At 71.0% G+C, this 20,839-nt stretch carries 15 protein-coding genes; 8 read left to right on the forward strand and 7 right to left on the reverse strand.

All coding sequences use genetic code 11. From position 1 onward, the window contains the following. Window positions 1-483: 483 nt before the first annotated feature. A complete protein-coding gene (locus ACFQVD_RS21635; protein WP_386274361.1) occupies window positions 484-1,968 on the forward strand; it encodes a SulP family inorganic anion transporter in 1,485 nt (494 codons plus the stop codon). 338 nt (window positions 1,969-2,306) lie between these two features. After that, window positions 2,307-2,846: a hypothetical protein gene (locus ACFQVD_RS21640; protein ID WP_343965489.1), complete on the forward strand. Its 540-nt coding sequence runs from the start codon at window positions 2,307-2,309 to the stop codon at window positions 2,844-2,846. A gap of 184 nt (window positions 2,847-3,030) precedes the next feature. On the opposite strand, the gene ACFQVD_RS21645 is transcribed toward ACFQVD_RS21640, so the two are convergent. Together ACFQVD_RS21645 and ACFQVD_RS21650 are read right to left on the reverse strand one after the other, a co-directional pair. Next, window positions 3,031-4,767, reverse strand: a complete 1,737-nt coding sequence (locus ACFQVD_RS21645) for a S8 family peptidase (protein WP_386368624.1) — start codon at window positions 4,765-4,767, stop codon at window positions 3,031-3,033. Window positions 4,768-5,469: 702 nt separating this feature from the next. Continuing rightward, window positions 5,470-6,072 (reverse strand): ATP-binding protein, encoded by a 603-nt coding sequence (locus ACFQVD_RS21650; protein WP_343965484.1) that lies wholly within the window; start codon window positions 6,070-6,072, stop codon window positions 5,470-5,472. Window positions 6,073-6,397: 325 nt separating this feature from the next. Between ACFQVD_RS21650 and ACFQVD_RS21655 the strand changes: the two genes are divergently transcribed. Further along, window positions 6,398-8,008, forward strand: coding sequence for a hypothetical protein (locus ACFQVD_RS21655; RefSeq protein WP_343965482.1), 1,611 nt, complete (start codon window positions 6,398-6,400; stop codon window positions 8,006-8,008). A gap of 21 nt (window positions 8,009-8,029) precedes the next feature. Here ACFQVD_RS21655 and ACFQVD_RS21660 read toward each other — a convergent pair whose 3' ends face one another. Next, window positions 8,030-8,605, reverse strand: a complete 576-nt coding sequence (locus tag ACFQVD_RS21660; RefSeq protein WP_343965480.1) for a GNAT family N-acetyltransferase — start codon at window positions 8,603-8,605, stop codon at window positions 8,030-8,032. 97 nt (window positions 8,606-8,702) lie between these two features. Then, entirely contained in the window at window positions 8,703-9,938 is a 1,236-nt protein-coding gene (locus tag ACFQVD_RS21665; RefSeq protein WP_343965478.1) for an NAD(P)/FAD-dependent oxidoreductase, read from the reverse strand. Between the two features lie 537 nt (window positions 9,939-10,475). On the opposite strand from ACFQVD_RS21665, the gene ACFQVD_RS21670 reads away from it, so the two are divergent. Both ACFQVD_RS21670 and ACFQVD_RS21675 read left to right on the forward strand, forming a co-directional pair. Continuing rightward, on the forward strand, window positions 10,476-11,252 hold the full coding sequence (locus ACFQVD_RS21670; protein ID WP_343965476.1) for a hypothetical protein: 777 nt from the start codon (window positions 10,476-10,478) through the stop codon (window positions 11,250-11,252). A gap of 198 nt (window positions 11,253-11,450) precedes the next feature. Then, on the forward strand, window positions 11,451-14,309 hold the full coding sequence (locus ACFQVD_RS21675) for a PEP/pyruvate-binding domain-containing protein (protein ID WP_343965474.1): 2,859 nt from the start codon (window positions 11,451-11,453) through the stop codon (window positions 14,307-14,309). Here ACFQVD_RS21675 and ACFQVD_RS21680 read toward each other — a convergent pair. Both ACFQVD_RS21680 and ACFQVD_RS21685 read right to left on the reverse strand, forming a co-directional pair. Continuing rightward, window positions 14,299-15,900, reverse strand: a complete 1,602-nt coding sequence (locus ACFQVD_RS21680; protein ID WP_343965472.1) for a CocE/NonD family hydrolase — start codon at window positions 15,898-15,900, stop codon at window positions 14,299-14,301. The two genes, ACFQVD_RS21675 and ACFQVD_RS21680, sit on opposite strands and share 11 nt — an antisense overlap. A 91-nt stretch (window positions 15,901-15,991) precedes the next feature. Next, on the reverse strand, window positions 15,992-17,698 hold the full coding sequence (locus tag ACFQVD_RS21685) for an amidohydrolase (protein ID WP_343965470.1): 1,707 nt from the start codon (window positions 17,696-17,698) through the stop codon (window positions 15,992-15,994). 110 nt (window positions 17,699-17,808) lie between these two features. Here ACFQVD_RS21685 and ACFQVD_RS21690 point away from each other — a divergent pair, with 110 nt between their 5' ends. The 3 genes from ACFQVD_RS21690 to ACFQVD_RS21700 all read left to right on the forward strand — a co-directional run bounded on the left by ACFQVD_RS21690 (window position 17,809) and on the right by ACFQVD_RS21700 (window position 19,671). Continuing rightward, on the forward strand, window positions 17,809-18,504 hold the full coding sequence (locus ACFQVD_RS21690; protein ID WP_343965468.1) for a TetR/AcrR family transcriptional regulator: 696 nt from the start codon (window positions 17,809-17,811) through the stop codon (window positions 18,502-18,504). Beyond that, a complete protein-coding gene (locus ACFQVD_RS21695; RefSeq protein WP_343965466.1) occupies window positions 18,495-19,148 on the forward strand; it encodes a phosphotransferase in 654 nt (217 codons plus the stop codon). Before ACFQVD_RS21690 ends, ACFQVD_RS21695 begins: the two co-directional genes overlap by 10 nt. Before the next feature lie 316 nt (window positions 19,149-19,464). Then, the gene (locus tag ACFQVD_RS21700; protein WP_343965464.1) at window positions 19,465-19,671 is read left to right on the forward strand and encodes a hypothetical protein; all 207 of its coding nucleotides are present in this window, start codon (window positions 19,465-19,467) and stop codon (window positions 19,669-19,671) included. 1 nt (window position 19,672) lies between these two features. On the opposite strand, the gene ACFQVD_RS21705 is transcribed toward ACFQVD_RS21700, so the two are convergent. Next, window positions 19,673-20,806 (reverse strand): alpha/beta hydrolase family protein, encoded by a 1,134-nt coding sequence (locus tag ACFQVD_RS21705; RefSeq protein ID WP_343965461.1) that lies wholly within the window; start codon window positions 20,804-20,806, stop codon window positions 19,673-19,675. Window positions 20,807-20,839 lie beyond the last annotated feature (33 nt).

Consider the following 20,839-nt stretch of genomic DNA (forward strand, 5'->3'; position numbering starts at 1 on the left):
GGACGCGATGTGGGTCGCGCTGCCGTACGGACTCGTGCGACAGCGACGGGGGTGGCCTGCACGCCATCTCACCTGCGGATGCCCGGCCGGTTCTCCGCCCGGCCCCACCGGGTAGAGTCAGCGTGCGTGGAGAACGGCCCCGTAGCGCCGTCTGCTCACCGATGCGGGTGTGAACCCGGCCGTGCCCGCGGACGGTCACATTCCAGATGACGTCCCAGGCGAAGACCACCGATACCCAGTGGGAGAGAGCGTGCGCACAGCCATGATGCCAGGCCGCGCCGCCTGCCCGCCGTGACACCTCGCCCGTGATCCTTCGCCCAGGCTGAGTCGGCCCTCGGCTCCGTGACGACTTCCGCCCGCCGCTGTCGTGGGCGATCCGCAGGTGGCCGCCCCGGTCTCCCGCGCGTTTTCCCCCGCGCGTTCCCGTATCGACGGGGACGCGCCCGAGCACGACAGGTTCATCTCCCCTTGCAGACTTCCCCGCTGTCCCCGGTCGCGCGACTGCGCGGTTTCCGGCCGTCCTGGCTGTCTCCGAAGGTCGCGCGCACCGAGGTGCTGGCCGGCCTGGTGGTGGCCCTGGCGCTGATCCCCGAGGCGATCTCGTTCTCCGTCATCGCCGGGGTCGACCCCTCGGTCGGGCTGTTCGCCTGCTTCACCATGGCCGTCACGATCGCCGTCGTCGGCGGTCGCCCGGCGATGATCTCCGCGGCGACCGGTGCCGTCGCCCTGGTCATCGCTCCGCTCAACCGGGAACACGGCCTGGGTCACCTGGTCGCCGCGGTCATCCTCGCCGGCGTCATCCAGGTGGTCCTGGGCTCCCTGGGAGTGGCCAAGCTGATGCGGTTCGTGCCGCGCTCAGTGATGGTCGGGTTCGTCAACGCGCTGGCCATCCTCATCTTCGCCGCGCAGATCCCGGAGATGCGGGACGTCCCCTGGGCCGTCTACCCCCTGGTCGCCGGTGGCCTGGCCCTGATGGTGTTCTTCCCGAGAATCACCAAGGCGGTTCCGGCGCCGTTGGTGTCGATCGTCATCCTGACCGTCATCACGGTGGCCGCCGGGATCGCGGTGCCGACCGTGGGCGACCGGGGCGTGCTGCCCTCCTCGCTGCCGGTCCCGGGCCTGCCCGACGTGCCGTTCACCCTGGACACCCTGAAGCTGATCGCCCCGTACGCGCTGGCGATGGCGCTGGTCGGGCTGATGGAGTCGTTGATGACCGCCAAGCTCGTCGACGACCTCACCGACACCCGCTCAAGCAAGACCCGCGAATCGATCGGGCAGGGCGTCGCCAACATCGTCACCGGCCTGTTCGGCGGCATGGGCGGCTGCGCCATGATCGGCCAGACCATGATCAATGTGAAGAACGGGGCCCGCACTCGGCTGTCGACGTTCCTGGCCGGGGTTTTCCTGATGGTGCTGTGCATCGCCTTCGGGCCGCTCGTCTCCCGGATCCCGATGGCCGCACTGGTCGCGGTGATGGTCCTGGTCGCCTTCGGCACCTTCGACTGGCGCTCCATCGCCCCCGCCACCCTCAGGCGGATGCCCGCCGGTGAGATCACCGTCATGGTCGTCACCGTCGCGGCCGTGATCGCCACCCACAACCTGGCCATCGGCGTGGTCCTCGGCTCCCTCACCGCTATGGTCATCTTCGCCAGGCGCGTCGCCCACCTGGTCAATGTCACCGCCGTCACCGACCCAGCGGGCCACCAGGTCGTCTACTCCGTCACCGGGGAGTTGTTCTTCGCCTCCACCAACGACTTGATCCATCAGTTCGACTACTCGGGCGACCCCGACAGGGTGGTCATCGACCTGACCGGCGCGCACATCTGGGACGCCTCCTCCGTCGCGGCCCTGGACGCCGTCACCACCAAGTACGAGACCCGCGGCAAGACGGTCGAGATCATCGGCCTCAACCCGCACAGCGCCAGGATGCACGACACCCTCAGCGGAGAACTCACCGGCGGCCACTGAACCGGCGTCGAACCAAGCCCTGTCGCGAGAACCGCCCGGCTCGCGGAACCTCGAAGCCGGACCTTGCATACAGCGGCGCCCCGACTCCACCGTTTCCCGGCTCGTCATAAGTGACCGGGTGTGGGGTGACGGGGCGGGCGTTCGGAAGCGCCGCCGAGTTCATGGCCGTCCCTCCCCGATGCCTTCCTTCGCTGACCGGATCCGGGCAGCCAAGGAAGGACAAGGTTCCCAATATTCCAGACCTTCCCGCTCCGGGATCTTGTTCGCTGAAACGTGCCTTGCGAGGGTCGTTTCGTGGCGAGATCCGCCACTGGTACGACCGTGGAAAGGGAAGGTCCATGAAGGCGACGCTCATCAGGCGGGTAACCGCCGTGGCCGCACTCGTCGCGGTGGGACTGCTGTCGACGGGGACCACCACCAACGCCGCGGTACTGGACGACGCTCCACTCCGCACCGACGTCATCCAGGTCGCAGCGGGGACCGACGGCACGCCGACTGTTACGCCGCAGGCATCGAACGAGAGCACAGAGGCCGAAGCGGCCGGCGCCTTGGTGACCGTGAGTCCCAGCGCCGAGTACACAGAGGACCCGCTCGGCATCGGGCGCGTCGCCTGGACACAGCGCTGCCCGGCGTCCAGATTCTGCACCACTCAGGTGGGGAGCGGTAATCAGAACATTGGATTCCAGTTCTACAGGTGCACCGAGTACGCCCTGACCAATTGGGGCGTCAATGGCGACCGCAACAGTTTGGTGTACAACAATCAGAACGTCACCGTGAAGTACCTTAACCAGCGACACGCTGAGATTCAGTCGACCCCTCCGGGCTATTTCGAAATAATAGATTTCAAGCCGGTGTGGTACATCAGTCTCTGCAACTGACCTCGATCTTCTCGTCCTCGGTAGGGACGGCCGTCTCGGGGTTATGGCAGATCACGAACCGTTCGTGCTCGCCGACCTTGACCTCGAGGTCCGGTCTCCGCGAAGCGCGAGACCCCGCCCTGTACGGAGAGCGGGGTCTCGTGGCGAGTCCGGCCGATCGGAGGGAGCCGGGGGCGCCGTCAGGTCAGCGGACGGCCCTGAGGGCGTCCACGACGCCGTAGCCGTAGAAGCCGTTGCGGAGCTTGTTTCCCTCGCACAGGTGGGTCGTGACGACCGTGTTGCCGTTCGACAGGTGTCGCGTGTAGGTGTACGCGGGCGGGGTGGGGCAGCCCGGCCTGGTGGCCGACGCCTTGAGGATCGTCTCCACGACGGTGGGGTTGAGCGTCTTGCCACCGTGCACCCGGTCGCGCACACCGTACTTGCCTACGATCAGCGCGGCCACGCCCGCGGCGCGCGGGGCCGCCATCGAGGTGCCCTGAAGGTACTCGTAGTAGGCGCAGACGCCGCCCTGGCAGTCGCGGACCAGGTACTTGACGTTGGGCGTGCCGTCGGGGTTGAGCTCGCCCCGCGCCTCGGCGAGCGCCTGGGGGTAGGCCGCCAGCGTCGCCTTGGTGATGTCACTCCTGTTGTCGGGGGTGTCGAAGCTGTCGCCACCGGGGGCGGCCAGGTCGATGAAGCCGTCGCCGTAGTTGGAGCCGTACGCCTTGCGGCCGCTGACGCCGGTCCCGGAGACCGTGATCACGTGGTTGCCCTGGGCAGGCATGATGGAGCAGTTCGACGAGATCGTGCGCGGGTGGGGCCGCTCGCCGGGCACCCGGACGTAGTTGGGGCTGGAGGTGTCGACGTAGTCCTTGGTGATGTCGGCGCCCTCGTTTCCGGCGCCGGCCACCAGGGTCACCCCCCTCGCGTGGGCGTAGTCGAGCGCCCGCTGCATGGCCTTCTTGACCGTGGCCTGCTCCAGGCGCTCGGCCGGGGAGTCGGCCGGGTTGTCGGCGCAGTTGGACAGCCACGGGTCGATGTAGAAGCTCATGTTGGCCACGTCGATGCCGACGTCACCCGCGTAGGTCAGCGCGTCGACGGCCGGCTGCAAGAAGAAGTAGCCGATGTCCGAGCCGACCCTCAGGTTGACGATCGAGACCTTGGGCGCCACGCCCGCGATGCCGAGCCCGTTGATCGGGGAGGCCAGCGCCGAGGCCACGTGGGTGCCGTGGCCGTCCTCGTCGACGTCCGCGGGGTCCTCGCAGGAACCGTCGGGGTCCTCCTCGCACGGCCCGTCGACCTCGTTGCCGTCGGCGTCGTAGGGGATGTCCACGGTGAAGTTGCGGCTCAGCTCGTGGTTGAAGTTCGGCGCGATGTCGGGGTGGGACCCGTCGACGCCGGTGTCGAGGATGGCGACCAGCACGCCGGGGTCGCCCTGCTCGCGACTGTGGGAGCCGTCGACGGTGGCGTGGATCTGCTTCATGTCCCACTGCAGCTCCGACAGCGGCTCGGCGGCGGGGGCCGCCTTGCCCGGCTTGACGGCCTTGGTGCCGCCGGGCGCGTCGCGCCCCTCCTTCTCCGCCGCCCTGGCCTCGACGGCCCCGCGCGCCGCGCCGGTCGCGGGGACGGCTTTGGGGACGCTGCCGACGGACCGGTTGCGGGCGACGCCCTCGATCGGGTCGCTGCCCTGGAGCGCGGCCGTGAAGCCGGGGTTGGTCGAGGTGACGGTGGCGACGCCGACGGCGCCGTTCTCCTTGAGAAGGCTTCCCCCCGCGGCCTGGATGGCCCGCCGGGCGTCGACGGCGCTCACGCCCTGCCGGTAGAGGACCACGTACTCGGTGTTCGGGCCGGTTTCAGCACTTGGCTGCCGTGCCTGCGCCGGAGTCGTCACTGTGGCCGCGGCCAGAGCGGCCACAGTAGCGATAAAGACGACGCGTTTCACTCATACCTCCGCTTGTCAAAAATTCCTTCGCCAATATGGCGACATAGCCGGAAATAATCCAACAGAAAAGGAAATCGCTACCGAAGCGTGACAAGATCCAGAGCAAGCGTTCTCTGGGACGTGCGGCCCGGTGTCTCGCGGGGATCCGTCCGGCCTCCCCCTGGGCCGGCACAACGGTGTGCCGGCCCCGTCGCCGAACATGGCGTGTCGGCCGCTCCGGGATCACCCACGCGTCACGCGGAGGCAGGGGTACGCGTACGGCCGCGGCGCCAGGAGGGCGGCAGGATCCAGCAGCCGAAGCGGCCGGTGCCCTGGTGACCATGAGCCCCAGCACCGAGTACACGGAGGACCCGCTCGGCATCGGGCGCGTCGCCTGGACACAGCGCTGCCCGGCCTCCAGGTTCTGCACCACTCAGGTGGGGGGCGGTAAGCGGCCGGTCGTCGTGCTCCCCGCAGTCTCGACGCCGGATCGTCGACGGTCGAATCCGGCGGTGTCGCGAAAGCCGTTCGGCTCTCTTTCGCAGGCATGGGCCGGCACCCGTCACGGCCCTTGCCTGTCGACACCGGCTCGGTTGATTCACCGCCTACCGAGCAGACCTTGGTAAGACGAGCCGGCAGAACAGGCTGGGAGCAACGGCGTCCAGCCGGCTGCCGGGGAAGCAGGACGAGCCGCGAAGTCCCGGCTCGTCGCGGAGCGGGGGATCACGTACGTGCCGTACGGATCCGGGAGTACGCGGACGGCTGCCGGGGCACCACGTCCAGGCCGTGCCGAGCGAACGGCAGAGCCCAGCGGCCGAAGACGACCTTCCCGCTGGCCGGTGACCGGTAGTGGCCCCACTCGTCGGTGCAGACGCCGACGAGCTGCAGGCCCCGGCCGCTCTCGTCGTCCTCCCCCGCCTCGGTGATCTGGGGCTCGCCGTCGCTGCTGTCCCAGACCTCCGCGAACAGGCCCACGGTGGTGAGGCGCAGCCGCAGCACGATCGGGTACGGGCCGGCGGCCTGCGAGCAGGCGCAGGGGGCCGAGGGGTGCGGGCAGGCGTAGCCGTCGGGGGTGTGCGGGACGGCGGTGGCCTTGATGGCGTTGGTGGTCATCTCCGAGACGACCAGCACGCAGACATCGGAAAGCTCCGGCAGACCCCACCTACGCAGCTGCGTACGGGTGAAGTCGCGGGCCTGGGACGCGGCGGCCGGTTGCGCCGCCAGCCGCAGCTCGGCCGCGTCCAGGGACAGCTCGTCGGGGGCGCCCAGATCAGGGTGAAACGGTGAGTGCATCGGTCCCGGCCGTTCGACGGGGAGCACGGTCATGTGATGGCTCCAGGGAGGTTCAACGGAGATTCGGTCACACGTCCCCGGCGCAGATAGGGACGCCCCGCCCGAGCCATGAGATCACGCGAATCCGACGGCTCCGGCGTTGTCTCCACCCTCCTGTGCGGAGCGTGCCGGAAACAGGCGACGAGACCACGTCTGTTCGTCGCTGTCGGATGTCGATTCGCCCCGCACGACGGTGCCGCGGCAGGGATCGGCGATCTGGTCGCTGATTTCTGCACTCTGCCGTCACCGAACGTGATCGGCCAGTAACGTTCGGCCCGAAGAATCACCACCGGAGGAACCGCCGGGAGAGGCCGAGCCGATGCCACGTGCACCGCGCAGCGTCAAGCAGCAGATGGACATCTTCAGCGCTGAACTCCGCGAGCGTGGTTGCACGTGGGCGGAGGTCGCAGCGGAGTTCCAGCGACGTTGGCACCTGAACTCCCGTCAGGGCTTCCGGGAGGCGCATCGACTCACACAAGCCAAGGTCTGCCATCTATGGAACGAGTACTGGCCGAACGAGCCACTGACGACCCGCAAGCTCGGGTCATGGGAGGCTTGGCCCGGCCCCACCGGCAACGAGCCGCCGATCGCCGGTCTGAACCGGCTGGCCCGTATCTATCAGTGCCGCACCGCCGATCTGGTCGACGGTGAAGACCACCGCGATGCCGACGAGCACAACGCCCCGGCCGTCCGGCTCCGAGGACGGGAACTGGTGGCCGCGGGAGCCGCGGGCAGCCTCTGCCGCGAGGACATCCAGGGGGTGCTGGCGACCCTGCCGGCCCTGCCCGCCGGACCCGCGCCGGTCGGGGCCACCCGCGAGGAGGAGTACGACGCCCTCGTACGGGCTCTCGCCCAGTGGGCGGCGTCCATGAACCGGCGTGACGTACTGGCCCTGGTCAGGGCCGCGGCGGCCGCGGCGGCGGCCTCTCCGCTGCTGGACCGGCTGAACGACGACGAGCTCGACCGGCTCGCGCTGATCGCCGCCGAGCCGTCCCGGGTGGACCAGGCGACGGTCGACCACATCGACGCGGTGCTGCACCACTGCATGCGGCAGGAGGACAGTCTCGGCCCCCAGTCGGTGCTGGGGACCGTGCTGGCCCAGCAGCACCTGGTGCGGTCGCTGATCCCGGCCGCGTCGACGGACGAGGTGCGCGAGAGGTTGCTGTACCTGCTGGCCAACATCTGCAGGTTCACCGCCTGGGTGCTGTTCAACCTCAACGACTTCAACGGGGCGAACTACTACTACGAGCAGGCCAAGTCGGCCGCGCACCGGGCCGACAACGACGCGATGAACAGCTTCGTCCTGGCCAACTGGTCGCAGCTGGCGACCTGGCAGGGTGATCCCCGCCAGGGTGTCGAGCACGCGCTGGGGGCGCTGGCCTGGGGGCAGCGGGCCGGTAGCAAGCTGCTGGTGTCGTACGCCTGCGACGTCGGCGCCCGCGCCTACTCGGCGGTGTTGCGCCGCTCGGCCAAGACCGATCGCCACAAGGACCACGCCCGGTGCATGAGGAGCCTGGACCGGGCCCTCCGCGAGCTCGGCCACGCGGGTACCGAGGACGTGGGCGGTAAGCTGCTCTACTTCTACGGCGACGGGCAGTATCTGTCGACCAAGACCAAGTGTCTGCTGGACATGGGCGACGCCCAGGCCGCCGTCGAGATGGCCGCCCGCTCCCTGGCCCGGATCGACCCGACGTTCGTCCGCAACCTGGCGTTCAGCCGCCTGGATCTGGCGCGCGGGCATCTACGGCTGCGTGCCATCGACGAGGCGTGCGAGCATATCGGCGAGGCCGCCCGCCTCACCTGCCGGAACACCTCGCCGCGGCTGGCCCGCTCGGTGGTGGAGGTCCGCGAGGCGCTGAACCCGTGGGCGAGGACCCGCCAGGTGGCCGCCCTGGACGAGAAGCTGCACGCCCTCCAGCTCATCGCCTGACGAATCGCCTGACGAGTCGATTCACCGGCGGCGTGCCGTGGGCATTTTCTCCAGCACCAGGATGTCGAAGACCGGGGCGGGGATCGGCGGGTCCACCAGCTTGTGGGACACCTTCCGCCATCCCCACCGCCGGTAGATCGCCTGGGTCCGCGCGGCCCTGGGCTGCACCGACAGTGTCGCCCGCTCGGCACCGGATCCGGCGATCAGCTCGTCATGGATCCGATGCCCGACCCCGAGGCCACGCCAGCCGGGCAGCACCCCGTAGTCGATGATGGCGAACGTCCTGGTCCCGGTCTCGGTCGCGAACTCCTCATCGACCGGTTCGGCCAGCCCGGTCCACCAGCGGGCGTCGGCGGGCAGCAGGTACCCGTACCCGAATCCGACGAACTCGGGGCCGGAGCGCGCGGTGGTCAACCGGAATCCAGGCCGGTCGGCCAGGTTGGGAAAGTAGGAGCGCTGGTTGGCGAACTCCGCGCGGTTCCCGTTGAAGGGAGGCAGTGAGAACACCGCCTGGTAGAGGTCGCAGACCGTCCTGGCCAGCGCGAGCGACTCCTGCCGGCCGTGTGTCTCTACGGTCACGTTTTCGGTGGGGGTCATACTCGCCTCCTGCGGATCCTCTTCCCATGGGGCGGTTCCTTATCCGTGGACGGGCGGGCGGGCGTTCCGGTTCCCGTGCCGGGGGCGAGGCCGTGCGTCAGCCCTTCGTGACGTCGCTCAGCGGTACGGAGAGGTCGGCGAGCCGCTCCGGGCGGACGGTCACACCGCTGCGGATCAGGTCCTGGGCCGGTGCGATGCCCTCGTCCCACTGGTTGACATGCATCCCCGCCACGACGCGCCCGCCGGCGAGCCAGAAGGCGTGGAAGGCGCCCGACTGCAGATCTCCGCGGACGACCACGGAGTCGTACCCGCCGGGCGCGAACCAGCCGGAGAACTCCATGCCGACGTCGTACTGGTCGGTAAAGAAGTAGGGCGGCCGGTCATGGACGACCGGCCGGCCGAGCATGGCCCTGCCCGCGGTCAGTCCCCCGTTCAGCGCGTTGGCCCAGTGCTCGACCCGGATGCGGGTGCCGTACAGCGGGTTGAACGCGTTCGCCGCGTCACCGGCGGCGTAGACGTCGGGGTCCTCGGTGCGGAGCGACTCGTCGACGACGATCCCGTTCTCCACCGCCAGGCCGGCCCGCTCGGCGAGCTCGGTGTTGGGGTTCACGCCGACACCGACGATCACCACGTCGGCCGCGACCTCCCGCCCGTCGTCGGTGGCGACCGCGTGGACGCGTCCGGAGCCCAGCAGTCCGGTCACCTCGCGGCCGAGCCGCAGGTCGACGCCGTGCCGCCGGTGCAGGTCGGCGAAGAAGGCGCCCAGTTCGGGACCGAGCGCGGCGTGCAGCGGCACCGCCCTCGGCTCGATGACCGTCACCTCGCAGCCGTACTCCCTGGCGGCCGCGGCGGTCTCCAGCCCGATCCAGCCCGCGCCCACGACGACCACCCTGCCCCCGCCGCGGATCGCCTCGCGCAACCGCTCCGAGTCGTCGAGAGCGCGGAGGTAGTGCACGCCGTCCAGGTCGGCGCCGGGCACGTCGAGGCGGCGCGGTGAGGCGCCGGGAGTGAGGAGCAGCCTGTCGTAGCGGATGCGCCGCCCGTCGTGCAGCTCCACCTGGTGCGCGGCCCGGTCGAGGTCCGTCACCTGGCGCCCGAGCAGCGGTTCCACGGAGTTGTCCGCGTACCAGCCCTCGTCGTGGACGTAGACCTTGGCCTTCTCCTCCTTGCCGAGCAGGTAGCCCTTCGAGAGCGGGGGCCGCTCGTACGGGAGCTCGGTCTCGGCGCCGATCAGCGTGATCCGGCCCGAGAAGCCCTCCTCGCGCAGGGCCTCCGCCGCCTTGGCTCCGGCCAGGCCCGCTCCGACGATGACGAACGTCTGCTCGGTAGTCATGCTCTCCTTCCTATCCGATTCCCACGCCGGTTCCAACGATCACGAGAGGCCCGGATCCGGTGCGCCGGGCCGGCGGACGGGGCGCCAGAGTGACGGGCCTCCCGGGAGGCGAACGACCGGTTTCCGCGCCCGGCCCCGGTACCGGACCGAGCACGCTTGTCGGGACACGTCCCCCGAACGGGCGGTAAATCCGCGAAAGAAGTCTGGGCGGGGCAGGATCCGCCTACTCTCGGGAATTCCCCGGAAAGGCACCCGGGTCGCCTTCCGGAAAAACAAGGCGGTCCTTCTTAATTCCCTTCTTACACGTCGCGCAGGGTTCCCCATGGCCTGTTCAGGCCCGCGAAACCACAGGCGGCGAGGGCACGCAAGGCCGTCCGCCGATTACCCTGGGAAATTTTCGTTTACCCGGCCGGAAACCAGATTCCGCACTCCAGGAAAGGCGGGCTTATATATTTCCTACGCCATCAAGCTCGCCCCGTGGACGGGAATTCCTACACCCCTGCCCGCGGCGCGCCGTTTTGATAAGGAGCATGCCGCATGCCATTGAATCGACGATTCGCCCGAGTCACGGTCAGCTGCGCGTTCGCGGCGATCGCCGTCCTGAGCCTCGGAGCCTTCTCACCCGCCCCGCCGGCCCCGCCGGCCTCCCCGGCCTCCCCGGGCTACCCGGGCTACCCGGGCTACCCGGGCGGCTCTCCGGCCTCTCCGGTCTCCCCGGCCTCCCCGGCCTCCCCGGGCTACCCGGGCGGCTCTCCGGCCTCTCCGGTCTCCCCGGCTTCCCCGGTCCGGCGGGTCGATCCGCCCCCCAGGCCCACGGCGCGCGCCCTGACCGCCGACGAGATCCGCCGGAGGGGGCTGGACAAGTACATCGACATGTCCCGCCAGCAGGAGACCCCTCCCAGGATCATCGACACCAACCAGGGCAAGTTCGCCAGCGGCATCCTGTCGCCCGCCAGGCAGTTCTCCAACACCTCCGGTAACTTCGCGTCGGGCTGCTGGTATCTGACGACCACGTACGGGGCTCCCGGCCTCAACGGGGTCGGTTACCACACCTGGTGCGGCAACGGCTCCCAGATCACGTACACCTCGGCGAGCTGCACGGGAAGTACCAACCTGCCCACCTACATGTACGAGGGCTGCCAGAACATCCAGGCGTACGGCGTCGGCTGGAACGTCTGGGACGTCACGGACGGATGGCGTTTCTGCACCTCCTACAACCCCTACACGGGCGTGTGCTCCTCCCGGGCCTACCCGTGGCAGAAGAACCGCTACGGGGCAGGAGGCCAGGTCTGGCTCCTCGGCTGGGGCAACTAGGCACCGGCTCACGGCGGCGGCGCCGGCCTCACCAGGCCGGTGTCGCCGCCGTTTCGTTTCCCGGCCCCGGGCGGCGGCCGGACCGGCAGGACGCGCCTTGGCCGGACACGACAGATAATTCATCACTTGTTTATTTATTGCCCCTCCCGGCCTAACGTTGCAGCACGCATCAGACGCGGCGACACAGGGAGCGGCCCGATGGACGACGACATCCCGGCCACGACGCTTCCGGCGGGGGCTCGACAGGACGCGCCACCGCCTCTCGTCCTGAGGTTCGAGGACATCGGGGCGGAGATGCTGCCCCTGGTCGGCGGCAAGGCCGCCAATCTCGGCGTGCTCACCACCGCCGGGTTCCCCGTTCCACCGGGCCGGTGCGTCACCACCGAGGCCTACCGCAGGGTCACCGAGCGGACCGCGCTGAAGGACCTGCTCACCGCGCTCGCCACCACGCCCGCCGAGGACGTCGCCACCCTGAGCGCGCTGGCCGCCAAGGCCCGCGAGGCCGTGCTCGCCGCCCCGGTCCCCGACGACATCGCGGACGCCGCGAGAAGCGGCGCGAACGGCCCGGTCGCGGTCCGCTCCTCCGCGACCGCCGAGGACCTGCCGCACGCCAGCTTCGCCGGGCAGCAGGACACCTACCTCAACGTGATCGGCGCCGACGCCGTGCTGGACGCGGTCCGGCGGTGCTGGGCCTCGCTCTGGACCGACCGGGCCGTCGCCTACCGGGCCGCGAACGGCATCGACCACGGCGCGGTGCGCCTGGCGGTCGTCATCCAGGAGATGGTCTCCTCCGAGGTGGCCGGGGTGATGTTCACCGCCAACCCGGTCACCGGGCGGCGGCACGAGGCGGTGATCGACGCCAGTCCCGGTCTCGGCGAGGCCGTGGTCTCCGGCGCGGTCAACCCCGACCACTTCGTGCTCGACACCGCCACCGGCCGGATCACCGAACGCCGCCTGGGAGACAAGCAGGTGGCCGTACGGTCGCTGGCGGGCGGCGGCGTCGAGCACGTCGAGACCCCCGCGGACCCCGTGGCGAGGGCCTGCGTCACCGACGCGCAGCTGGGGGCGCTGGCCGAGCTCGGCGACCGGGTCGAGCGGCACTACGGGACACCCCAGGACATCGAGTGGGCCGTCGACGCCGCCGGTGTGCTCTGGCTGACCCAGGCGCGCCCGATCACCACCCTCTACCCGATCCCCCACCACGCGGAGCCGGCCGCGAGCCCGGCGGGCGACGCTCCCGCGTCCGGAGGTCCCCGGCCCGGCGACATCCGGATCTACTTCTGCTTCAGTCTGGCCCAGGGTCTCCACCGGCCGATCACCCCGATGGGCATCTCGGCCTTCAGGCTGCTCTCGTCATCGGTGTTCGAGACGCTGGGGATGCCGGTGGCCGACAGGGCGGCCGGGGCCCCGCCCGTCGCCGAGGCGGGCGGGCGGCTGTTCTTCGACGTCACCGGCCTCATCCGCAGCCGGGTGGGCCGGGTGGCCTTCCCGAAGGTGCTCGACGTGATGGAGGCCAGGTCCGCGAAGGTGCTGCGCGGCCTGCTCGACGACCCCCGGTTCGGCGTCGCCCAGCCCTCGCTCCGGCCGCCGCTGCGCCGGGCGGTGCGGCTCGCGGCCCGCTTCCGCATCCCGCGCCGCTTCGTACGGGCTCTGCGCGACCCCGCCTCGGCGCACCGGGACGTGGCGCTGCTCCGCGAGCGGATGCGGGGGCGGCTCCCGGCACCCCGGGGCGCCACTCCGGCCGAGCGTCTCGACCATGTCGAGCGGATGCTGGGCGGCCAGATCTTCCCGCTGCTGCCGGCCATCGCCCCGGCCGCGGCCGCCGGGTTCGCGATGCTCGGCCTGGCCGCCCTGGTGCTGGGCGACCGGGCCCGGCCCGGTGAGCTGGAGACGGTGCTGCGCGGGCTTCCGCACAACGTGACCACCGAGATGGACCTGGCGCTGTGGCGGCTGGCCGCCCGCGTCCGCGAGGACGGCGAGGCCGTCTCCCTGCTGCTCGGCACCCCCGCCGCCGAACTGGCCGAACGCTTTCACGCCGGGACGCTGCCCGGCGTGCTGGGAGACGGCCTGGCGGACTTCCTCTCCGGCTACGGCGTCAGGGCGGTCGCCGAGATCGACCTCGGGCTGCCGCGCTGGTCGGAGGAGCCGGCCCACATCCTCGGCGTCCTCGCCAACTACCTGCGGCTGGAGGACCCGGCCCTGGCCCCCGACGCGCAGTTCGCCAGGGGCGCCGCCGAGGCCACCGTCATGATCGAGACCTTGGGCGGGCGGGCCGGAGGACTGCGCGGGCGTCTCGTCCGCTTCGCGCTCGGCCGGACCCGCGCGCTGGCGGGCCTGCGGGAGATGCCCAAGTACGTCGTGGTGACCGCCCTGGCCGCGATGCGGGCCGAGCTGCTGGCCGTCGGTGCCGAGCTGGTCTCCCGGGGCCTGCTCTCCCGCGCCGACGACGTCTTCTTCCTGACCTTCCGCGAGGCGCGGGAGGCCGTCGCGCCCACGGCCGGCGGTGACGGACCGGCGCCCTCCCTCGCCCCGCCGGAGGCCGCCGCGCACCCGTCCGAGGTGGCCGTACGACCCGCGCCGGCAGAGCTCGTGACATGGCGGCGCGAGGAGGCCGCCCGCGAGTCGCGCCGCAGGCACGTCCCCCGCGTCCTGCTGTCCGACGGCACCGAGCCGGAGGCCACCGCGGCACGGTCACCGGTGGACGGCGCGCTGACCGGCACCCCGGCCTCGGCGGGCACCGTCACCGGTGTCGCCAGGGTCGTCCTCGACCCGGTCGGCGCGCGCCTGGAACCCGGGGAGATCCTGGTCTGTCCCTCCACCGACCCCGGCTGGACCCCGCTGTTCCTGACGGCGGGCGGCCTGGTGATGGAGATGGGCGGCGCCAACTCGCACGGCGCCGTGGTGGCCCGCGAGTACGGCATCCCGGCCGTGGTGGGCGTGAGCGGGGCGACCGAGCACATCGTCACCGGCCAGGAGATCGTCGTCGACGGCGCCTCCGGTGTCGTCTCCACCGCCCGGCCACAGGCACGGGATGTCGGTCAGGGGCTCACGGGGTGACGGTGAGAGAGAGAAAGGTGCCCGCCGGGCGCAGGGTCTGGACGGAGGGGCGCGTCGCGGTCGCCGACCACGGGTCCTCGGCGGTACCGGGGTGCGGGGCGAACAGCGGGTAGTCGCTGCAGGAGAGCACCAGCCGCAACCGGTGGCCCGGCCGCAACCGGTAGCCGGTGTGGCCGAGCTCGACCCGGACACCCGCCGACCCGGTGATCAGTGCCTGCCCGCGGGAGATCATGTGGGCGGAGCCGTCGGGGGCCACGTCGTGGAGCTTGACGAACAGGTGCATGCTCGGCGCGTCGGTCTCGACCGCGACCAGGGCGTTGACCGGCCCGGTCAGGTCCAGCGGGCGCCCGGCGGGCTCGCCGGTGAAGACCACCACGTCGGGCCGGTCGTGCAGCGAGCTCTCGTCCGGGTACTCGTGCAGGAAGACCCACGGATCCTTCACGATCGACGGGACCGGATCGGCCGGGTCGTGCGTCCATCTGACGACGCGCGCACCCGTCTCCGGCGTGCTGGCCAGCGTGTTCCCAGACGGGTGCAGGAGCAGTTCCACCGCGTCCCGCGGCGGCCACTCGCCCGCCGTGCGCTCGCCGTCGTGCCCCTGGAACCACGTCGCCCGCGACAGCGAGGTGACCGGCCGCAGCCCTCGTACGAACACGTCGAAGAAGTCCAGCGTCCGGCCGAGGTAGCGGGGCAGGATCCGGTCCAGCAGGGTGACGTCGAGCGCATGGTCGTCCGCGGGGGCGACGGGGGCCTGGGCGAGATGGTAGGTGTGGTGGTCACAGGCGTCGGCGTCGAGGTAGGCGAGGTCCCGCCAGGCCGGTACGGCGAGTTGCGCCGAGTGGTCGCGCATGGACAGGTCGATGAGGTTGTCGAACCAGCCGACCCGGTGCAGCACCGGGACGGGGCGCGCGGTGAGCGGGTGCCGGGAGGCGAACGGGTTGACGGGCGGCCAACCGGCCAGCATCGCGTCCACGGCCGCGGAGCGGGCTCCGATCGCGGAGAAGGCGGGTTCGAAGACCTCCCTCAGCGGCCGGACCGACCAATCGGTCTCGTAGTAATGGACGTCCCTGTCCACCCACATGTGCGCGAAGTAGGCGGCCTGGTACAGGCAGCTCACCCGGCCGGCGAGGAGCATGTCCGAGATGCCGGTACCGGTCACCCGGGGCGCGACGGCCCGCAGCGCCGGGTGGCCACCGGCGACTCCCGCCCACTGCGTGTAGCCGTGGTAGGAGTCCCCGGTCATCGCGACCGCCCCGTCCGACCAGGGCTGCCCCACCACCCAGTCGAGCGTGTCGTAGGTGTCCTCGACCTCGTGGACGAACGGCATGGTCTCGCCTTCCGAGCGGAACTTGCCGCGTACGTCCTGGGCGACGAAGACGTAGCCGCGCTCCAGATAGCGCGGCGCGATCCTGTCGACGGCCATCCACGCGCTCGCCTTGTCGTACGGCATGCGCGAGACGACGACCGGGTGCCTGCCGGGTGCGGGCGGCAGGTAGACGTCGGTGGCCAGCCGGGTGCCGTCGCGCATGGGCACCATGAACTGTTCGGCTCCCGGATGGAGAGGGGCCGGGCCGATCCTGAGGGTTTCCATCAGGGATCCTCTCTTGAGGTTGATCCGGTGGTCTTCGGCGAGGTCGTCGCCGGGAGGGCGCTCGGGGTCGCCCGCCCGGCTCCGGTCGTGGTCATCGGGAGGTCCGCTCGTGAACCAGGACGCCCTCGACGAAGGTGAGGTCCACCCGCGCGTCCGCGACCTCGTGGGCCGGTTCCTCGAACGGGTCGCGGTCCAGCACGGCCAGGTCCGCGTACTTTCCGACGGCGATCGTGCCGGTGAGGTGGTCGAGGTGGTTGATCCACGCTCCCCCCGCGGTGTAGGCGCTCAGCGCGTCGGCAAGCGCCAGCCGCTGCTCGGGCAGGAAGGGATCGCCCTCGCGGTCGCCGGGGATGAGCCGGTTGACCGCGCCGTGTATCCCCCACAGGGGGTTGGCGCTGGAGACGGGCCAGTCGCTGCCCGCCGCCATCGTGACCCCCGCCTCCCGCAGCGCGCCGAAGGCGTACTGCCGCCGTGACCGCTCCTCACCCAGGAACGGGATCGTCAGTTCGGCCATCTGCTTGTCGCGAACCGCCCAGAGCGCCTGCATGTTGGCCGCGACCCGCAGCCGCCGCAGGCGTGGCACGTCATCGGGGTGGACCAGTTGCAGATGGGCCAGGTGGTGACGGTTGTCCCCCCGGTGGCCACGCCCACGCGCCGGCTCCGGATCGGCGGCCCTGCCCCGCGCGCCCTCGATCGCGTCGAGGGCCTCGCGCACCGCGCGGTCGCCGATCGTGTGGAAGTGGATCTGGAAGCCCTCGGCGTCCAGCAGGCGTACCGCCTCGCCCAGCGCCCCCGGGTCAAGATAGCTGTGCCCCTGCCTCTCCCCTCCCCCGCCCGGCGACCGGTACGGCTCCAGCAACGCGGCGGTGAAGTTCTCGCACACGCCGTCCTGCATGATCTTCACCGAGGTGGCGGCGAACCGGCCGACCGTGCTCGCGGCCCGGCGCCTGACCAGGTCGTCGAGCTGTGCCACGCCCGCGTCCCTGTCCCACCACAGCGCACCCACCACCCGGGCCGTCAGCCGCCCGTCGGCCGCGGCCGCACGATAGGTCTCCAGCGCGTCGGGGTAACTCAGGTAGTCGCCGACCAGGGCGTCCTGCCAGCCGGTGACGCCGAGGGAGTGCAGGTGGCGCTGGCCTTCCATGAGCGCCTGCGCGTACTCCTCAGGTGAGACGGCGGGCAGCAGCCGGGAGACCAGCTCGGCCGCGTTCTCGTGCAGCGTCCCGGTCGGGGTGCCGTCGGGGTCGCGCTCGATCCGGCCGTCCGGCGGGTCGGAGGTGTGCCGATCGACACCGGCCAGCTCCAGCGCCCTGCTGTTGACCCACGCGCCGTGCCCGTCGCGGTTGAGCAGGAACACCGGCCGGTCGGGCACGACGCGGTCCAGGTCCTCCCTGCGCGGCGTGCCGCCGGGGAAGTGGTCCATCGACCAGCCGCCGCCGACGACCCAGGGGCGGCCGGGGTGCGCGGCGGCGTAGGCGGCGACACGGGCCAGCGTTTCGGCCGCGCCCGCCGAAGGCGGGGCGGCCAGGTTCCCCTCTCCCGCGAGCAGGTCGCACCTGGCACGTCCCAGGCCCCCGAAGACCGGGTGCGCGTGGGCGTCCACGAATCCGGGAATCGTCAGGGTGCCGGCCAGGTCGACCACCTCGGTGGTGCGGCCGATCAGCTCCCTGACGGCCGGCGCTCCCAGCGCCACGATCCGTCCCTGGCGTACGGCGACCGCGTCGGTCCACGACCTGACGGCATCGGCGGTGAAGACCGGGCCGTCGATGAGAACCAGGTCCGCCGGCTTCTCGTTCATGGCCCCTGAGCAAACACCCGGGGCACAGCGATGTCAATGCCTTGGACTATGGTTTGGTCCATGACTTTGAATTCCAGCCGGACGCGGAGGCGACCTGAGATGATGACCCGGTGAGCAATCCTCAGCGACGTCCCCGCCTGCCCCGCGGGGCACTCACCCCCGACCTCATCGTGAGCACGGCGCTGCGCCTGCTCGACGAGGACGGGGCGGCCGCCTTCAGCATGCCCCGGCTGGGCAGGGCGCTCGGCGCCGACCAGACCGCCGTCTACCGGCACTTCAACGGCCGTGACGACCTGCTGCTCGCCGTCGCCGACCGGCTGCTGCAGGAGGCGTTCGAGGGTTTCACCGCGGCCCCGTACTGGGCGGACACCCTTGCCGAGCTCTGCCGCAGGATCCGCGCGACCTACCTCGCCCACCCTGCGGCCGCGGCTCTGTCCGGGCCGCGCACGACCAGGGGAACCGCGGAGATGCGCGCGGCGGACACCATGATCGGCGCACTGATCGGCGCCGGTTTCGACGGCACCCGGGCGGCGATGCTCTACCGCGTCGTCGCCGACTTCGCGCTCCTGTGGTCGGGCGGGGAGGCCGCCTTCCACAGCCTCGCCCCCGAGACCAAGGCGGCCGAGATCGCCGGGGCGAGCCTTGCCTACCGCGCGGCCGACCCCGACTCCCACCCCCACATCCACGCGATCCGCGACCATCTCCCCAAGGTCGATCCGGACAAGCTGTTCGAGACCGCGCTCGGGCTCCTGCTCGACTCCATCGTCCGGGAATCCGGTGATGACGGGAAACGGCCGTGGAACTGATCGCCAGGGGCAGGACCGCGGACGTGTACGCGCTCGGCGATGACCGGGTGCTGCGCCGGTACCGCCAGGACGGGCCGACCCACCAGGAGGTGCGCCTGATGACCCATCTCTCGGCTCAGGGATACCCGGTTCCGCGGGTGCACGACGTCACCGACACCGATCTGGTGCTCCAACGGCTGCACGGGCCGACGATGCTGGAGGCCCTGCGGCGGCGGCCCTGGCGGACGACGGCGTACGGCCGGCTGCTCGGCGAGCTGCACGACACGTTGCACGCGGTCACCGCGCCCGACTGGCTCCCGCGCCGGTTCGCCGGCGAGTCGGACCATCGGGTGCTGCACCTGGATCTCCACCCGGCCAACGTCATCCTCACCGACCGCGGGCCGAGTGTCATCGACTGGTGCAACGCCGCCGCCGGGGATCCCGCGGCGGACGTGGCCCAGACTCTCGTGCTGGTGGGGAGCAGTGACGTCTCGGGGTTCGCCGCCCGGCTTCGCAGGCGTGCCCTGCTGCGGGCGTTCCAGCGGGAATGCCGTACCGATCCGGCGTCGCGCACCGCCGAGGTCGTCACGGCGCGCCTGGCGGACCCGAACGTCACCGCGACCGAGGCGGCACGACTCCGCGCCCTGCTACCGGCGGACCCGTAATCCGCGGGTCGCGGGTTCAAATCCCACCCGCCCTACTCCGTCGCCCCCCATCCGACCTGGGGTTTCTCGGTTCTCCTCGGCCTTGCGCCGAGAAGTTGATCCCGAGTGGTTGCTCGCAGCCGCTCTTGTACCCGGTGCGTGCACACGGTAGACCAGCGACGCCGCGGGCGACCTCACTGGTATGGACGCTCTCGTCCCCAGCCCAACCCGACCTTGGGCGGGAAGACGAGCTGGATGAGCGCGTACCCAGCGTGGCTTCGGACACGAGGGCCCCCTTGCAAACGACAGGGGCCATCGCCGAGACGGCACCGTCGGCATGGACGCCACCTACCTGGAGGGGCGCGAGCGCCCCCGCGGCCCGATGGCCCATCCGTACTCGGCGACCTCGACATCCACGGCTGGAACCCCACCTTCGGCGGCGGCGGTCACCCAGTCCGTCCAGGTCGCCTACCCGCGATGGAAGAAGCTCATCGCCGACGCCCTGGCCTCGTCACTCGGGCGGCCCGTACCGGGTTGTGAGTGACCTACCTGGTGTAGGTCACCTCGGGAAAGCGCGGCGTCGGCCTGTCCAGCAGCGGGGACTTCCGCCCGCGCAGGAACCGGTCGAAGAAGGCCAGCGGGTAGGCCCGCTGGAAGGCCAGCGCCCGCTTCTCCGTGATCGTCCCGACGGATCCTGCCAGCTCCTCCTTTGGCAGCCCGATCAGAGGCGCGACCTTCCTGATGAGCCGGGCGTCGTCGCCGAAGGAGTTGTGCGCCGCCCCCTTGACGGTGAGGTTGAGCCGCCAGCCGCGCAGGTTCTTCCAGAACGTCTGAAGGACGGGGTTGGTGGCCAGCCCGCCCTTGCCAGGGGTGTCGACCACCAGGTACGGCCGGTCCAGCCCGGCCTCTGCGACCGGACCGAGCACCGCGCCGTCGAGCCCGAGCCCGGCCTTGATGCGCTTGTCTGCGTACATGGCAGAGGAGGTGGAGGCGCCGCCGAGGGAGTGGCCGAACATCCCGATCCGCTTCATGTCCAGCACCCCCGACAACCCCGCCGGGAGCTTGTGCGCGGCCAGTTGGTCGAGCACGAACCTGGTGTCGTCGGCGCGCACCTTGGCCGCCTTGACGAAGTCGGTGATCTCACCCTTGGGGTTGGTGGCGATCCGGCCGCCGGGGAACTCCACGACGGCCGCGTCGTAGGTGTGGTCCATAGTCACCACCACGTAGCCGCGGCTCGCCAGCTCCTCGACCACCCCGGTGCCGTAGGAGCGCGAGGCGTTGGCGCCCGGCGAGTACAGCAGCACCGGCAGCTTCCCGAGCCGCCGATCGGCAGGGGCGCCCAGATGACCGTCCGTCGCGCCCAGCACCAGCTTGCCCGGCGGCACACCGAGCGCGCGCAGATAGCGGTCGGCAGCCGCCTTCGGCATCCACGGCGCGACCGGGTATCCCGCCGTCTTGCGCGCCGGATACCAGATGCTGATCATCAGTTCGCGCTTGTTCCCTGCCACCCATGGGTCGGTCCTGGACTTGTCGACCAGGTGCAGCGCGACCGTGCCGATTTTGTGCGGGCCGGTGGGGGACGGCGGCTCGAACCGCACCGGGGCCGTGGCCGCGACTGCCGGGGCGGCGGCCACCGCCAGGAGCGCGACGACGCCGATCACGAGAGTTGTTCGTTTCATGCTCTCCACGCTGCCGTCCGGGCAGGCGTACGG

Source organism: Streptosporangium amethystogenes subsp. fukuiense (genome assembly GCF_042665875.1).
GTDB classification, from domain to species: Bacteria; Actinomycetota; Actinomycetes; order Streptosporangiales; family Streptosporangiaceae; genus Streptosporangium; species Streptosporangium fukuiense.

What these genes read in the sequence shown, in the direction of transcription:
- ACFQVD_RS21640 (WP_343965489.1), top strand. Translation starts at nt 2,307, where the DNA reads ATGAAGGCGACGCTCATCAGGCGGGTAACCGCCGTGGCCGCACTCGTC.
- ACFQVD_RS21650 (WP_343965484.1), bottom strand. Translation starts at nt 6,072, where the DNA reads ATGACCGTGCTCCCCGTCGAACGGCCGGGACCGATGCACTCACCGTTT.
- ACFQVD_RS21655 (WP_343965482.1), top strand. Translation starts at nt 6,398, where the DNA reads ATGCCACGTGCACCGCGCAGCGTCAAGCAGCAGATGGACATCTTCAGC.
- ACFQVD_RS21660 (WP_343965480.1), bottom strand. Translation starts at nt 8,605, where the DNA reads ATGACCCCCACCGAAAACGTGACCGTAGAGACACACGGCCGGCAGGAG.
- ACFQVD_RS21665 (WP_343965478.1), bottom strand. Translation starts at nt 9,938, where the DNA reads ATGACTACCGAGCAGACGTTCGTCATCGTCGGAGCGGGCCTGGCCGGA.
- ACFQVD_RS21670 (WP_343965476.1), top strand. Translation starts at nt 10,476, where the DNA reads ATGCCATTGAATCGACGATTCGCCCGAGTCACGGTCAGCTGCGCGTTC.
- ACFQVD_RS21675 (WP_343965474.1), top strand. Translation starts at nt 11,451, where the DNA reads ATGGACGACGACATCCCGGCCACGACGCTTCCGGCGGGGGCTCGACAG.
- ACFQVD_RS21680 (WP_343965472.1), bottom strand. Translation starts at nt 15,900, where the DNA reads ATGGAAACCCTCAGGATCGGCCCGGCCCCTCTCCATCCGGGAGCCGAA.
- ACFQVD_RS21685 (WP_343965470.1), bottom strand. Translation starts at nt 17,698, where the DNA reads ATGAACGAGAAGCCGGCGGACCTGGTTCTCATCGACGGCCCGGTCTTC.
- ACFQVD_RS21700 (WP_343965464.1), top strand. Translation starts at nt 19,465, where the DNA reads ATGGACGCCACCTACCTGGAGGGGCGCGAGCGCCCCCGCGGCCCGATG.
- ACFQVD_RS21705 (WP_343965461.1), bottom strand. Translation starts at nt 20,806, where the DNA reads ATGAAACGAACAACTCTCGTGATCGGCGTCGTCGCGCTCCTGGCGGTG.